The 3,317-nt window shown below is 34.6% G+C and carries 3 protein-coding genes; all 3 read right to left on the minus strand.

Features of this window, described 5'->3' with window-relative positions; all coding sequences use genetic code 11:
• Positions 1-609 (minus strand): fructose-bisphosphatase class III (locus tag V7659_RS28660; RefSeq protein WP_335543454.1); only part of this gene is annotated, 609 nt, incomplete at its 3' end.
• Between the two features lie 131 nt (positions 610-740).
• Positions 741-1,445, minus strand: a complete 705-nt coding sequence (locus V7659_RS28665) for a response regulator (RefSeq protein WP_335543455.1) — start codon at positions 1,443-1,445, stop codon at positions 741-743.
• 16 nt (positions 1,446-1,461) lie between these two features.
• Positions 1,462-3,054: a sensor histidine kinase gene (locus tag V7659_RS28670; RefSeq protein ID WP_335543456.1), complete on the minus strand. Its 1,593-nt coding sequence runs from the start codon at positions 3,052-3,054 to the stop codon at positions 1,462-1,464.
• Positions 3,055-3,317: the final 263 nt, after the last annotated feature.

Raw genomic sequence — 3,317 nt, forward strand, 5'->3', positions numbered from 1 at the left:
TCCGCGATCATAAATATCGCCCACTACATGAAGATGATCGACAACCAATCTCTGAGTGGTATAGGCAAGCCCTGTAATGAGTTTATCAGCCTGACCTAAGGAGATGATCTGCTGGACAATTTCTGTATAATATTGTTCTTTATTTGTAGATTGATATGTTTTGTATAGCAGCTCCTCTATAATAAACACAAACTGACTCGGTAATGCTTTTCTTAATTTCGAACGTGTATATTTAGAGGAAGCATGAGAAATAAGCCTGATCATCCGCTCGATGATGACTATATACCATTGGTTTAATTCTTGTTCATTGCCAAAATGATTTTTAATTAATTGTAATTTTTCTTCAGGGTAATAAACTAATGCTGCAAATTCATTTATTTCTTTTTCAAATAAAACATCTTGAAACAAGTCCCTGATTTTCTCTTTTACATTCCCTGAACCATTTCTTAACACATGTTGAAAAGCCTGATACTCCCCATGCAGATCACTAACAAAATGTTCTGTCCCCTTTGGGAGATTAAGAATGGCTTCCAGATTAATAATTTCAGTTACTACTTTTTCTTCACAATCATATTTTTGGACAAGTAAGTCTAGATATTTTGAGTTCAAAATTATGTATCCCCTTTCAAAATTCATCATTTAGTTTCTATGTATTCGATTGAGATATATTATTTATATTATCAGATAAACTTAAATTATAGTAGAGCGAGAACAGGTCTTCCTTTTCTCGCCTTTTCAAATTACTTCTTCCGATATTTCCTCTCAGGGCGTCCTATGGTCCCGTAAATTACTTCTACTTCCATCTCATTGATTGAAACTAAATACTCAAGATATCTCCTGCCTGTTGAATGACTGGCTCCGATTATTTTTGAAAATTCTTCTGCATTTATGTTTTCATTTATATCCTTTATTTGCTGTCTCACTTTTTTTAATGTATGTTTGTCAATTCCCTTTGGCAGTATTTCAGGTAATTCCTCCCTGATTAGAGGATCTTCCCGTGGTTTTTTCAACATGAAAAAATCATTCACATCTTCCTGTTCGACAATGGTTAATTTGACTAGTTTTTCTCTAGTTTCTTTGAATTGTTCAAGTACCTCAAAAAACTTGTTAATCATAATCGGTTTAAGGATATAACTGAATGCGCCTCCTCTGATTGCTTCACTTACCGTGCCAACATCATTAGCTGCTGTAATCATAATGATGTCCAAACTTCTCATGTTCTTCCTAATCTCCCATAATAGATCGATCCCATTCATATCAGGAAGAAAGACATCAAGTAAAATGAGATCTGGAGTAAACACATTAAGCATGTCCAGTGCCTGTTTCCCCGTATTTGCAATGGCCACTACTTGGAATCCTTCTGCTTTATCAGTAAATTTTTCATAAATTTTAGCCGCTGTTTCATCATCTTCTACAATCATTACTTTGATTAAACTTTTGCTCATTTATCGTAACCCTCTCTTATTTGCCTTTTGGTAAAACAATGGTGAATTGAGCTCCGCCTGAATCACTGGTAGAAATAAAAATCTCCCCGTTCATTTTTTTTAACGCATTTTTAACAATGGCTAGTCCCAAACCATGATTTTCTCCTTCTTTTGTCGTAAATCCTTGAATAAAAATCATATCATGCCATTCTTGGGGAATGCCGTTGCCGTTGTCTTCTATATCAAAGATGATATCGCTACCAATATCTGTGAAAGAAACTTTCACATTAGCTCCGTCAGAATTAGTCCGAACCGCTGCATCCATGGCATTATCTATAAGATTACCAAGTATTGAAACAAATAGTTTTGTATTTAATGTAGAGGGGATACTCTCAAGGTTACTCTCTTTATCTATTTCCAGGTCTACTTTTAATTCCTTTGATCGATTTATTTTTCCGAGCAGACAAGCGGCAATAAAAGGATCTTTTACGGAAGAAGTTAAGAAAACCACAATATCCTGACGTTCTTTGACTTCTTCTGAGATTAGTTCCCTTACCTCATCATATTGTTCCAGGGTAATCAATCCATAAATAGTATTTAATTTATTTAAATACTCATGATTTTGGGCGCGGATATGCTCAGAAACGTTTTGAACTTTAGAAACTTCATCTATAATCTCCTCTATTTCAGAAACAGGACGTATGGTTAATACGGCTCCGCTTGTTCTTTGATTCTCCAGTATGGGAGATGCATCAACCAAATAGAGCTGTTCGCCAAAGATAACTTTTTGATTAATGGTGTTTTGTTGATTTCCCATTACGGTTTTAATCAACGTGTTTAAACGACCATGCTCCATTCTTATGCCTTTCTCAATGTGATCGTGTTTCAGCAACTCTCTTGCCCGTTTATTGATGGAGGTTACTTTGCCATCTTTATTGACTGCAACGGTGGCATCTCTAATCGATTCTAAGGTCGCTTCTTTTTCTTTAAACAAAAAAGATATTTCTTCGGGCTCGAGATTAAAAATTAATTTTTTTACCCTCTTTGATATAATGACCGCCCCTCCGATCCCAATTAGCAAAATAAAAACAGTAAAATGAAGTAACTTAAGGCGATAGCTATGGACTTTACCCTCCACTTCCGAGGTTAAGAAACCAACGGACGATACACCGATTATTTCTCCGTCCTCATTATAAATAGGAGTCTTCGCTTTAATAGCCTTTCCTGAAATACCAGTTCCTTCGTATATAATTGAGGCGTTATTTTCAAATACCGGTTTGTTGCTGGAACCCATAGTCTTTCCAATATATTTTGTTATATTGTGAGAATAGCGAATATTTTCTTTATTGCCAATTACGACATAGCCGGCACCTGTGTCTTTGCGTATTTCTTCTGCAATGGGCTGTATGGTTAAAGAAGGATTCGGATCCTTAAAAGCATTGATAATTTGTTCCTTTTGAGACGTCATCTTTGCTACTGTCATGGCCTGGTTTCCCAATGAAGTTTTAATCATATCATCAATCATAGAGGAGAAGAGAGCGCTTACTGATACAATCGTAAGAAGAATAATAATAGAAATAAATACAATCATTTGTGTTAGCAGCCTTGTTTTTTTAATTCTTTTGCCCAATCATTTCCCCTCGCTTATATTCCTTCAAAATGTAACTACTTTTTATTATATAACAATTATAGTAATATTCTAATTTTTTTAGTTCAACCTCCATCAATGTCACTAGCTATTTAGTAACATTGAAGAATTATAGAATTGGCTGTGAAAAATATGAAAATAATTATATATATAACAAATATTGAAAATATTCGTTATATATATTCCTTTGACTGTTCCCGTGTTAATCTTTCTGAGAAAGCGCTAACAATTAGTAGGTCACACTC

Origin of the sequence: Neobacillus drentensis (assembly GCF_036966985.1) — a bacterium.
Taxonomy (GTDB): domain Bacteria; phylum Bacillota; class Bacilli; order Bacillales; family Cytobacillaceae; genus Neobacillus; species Neobacillus drentensis_E.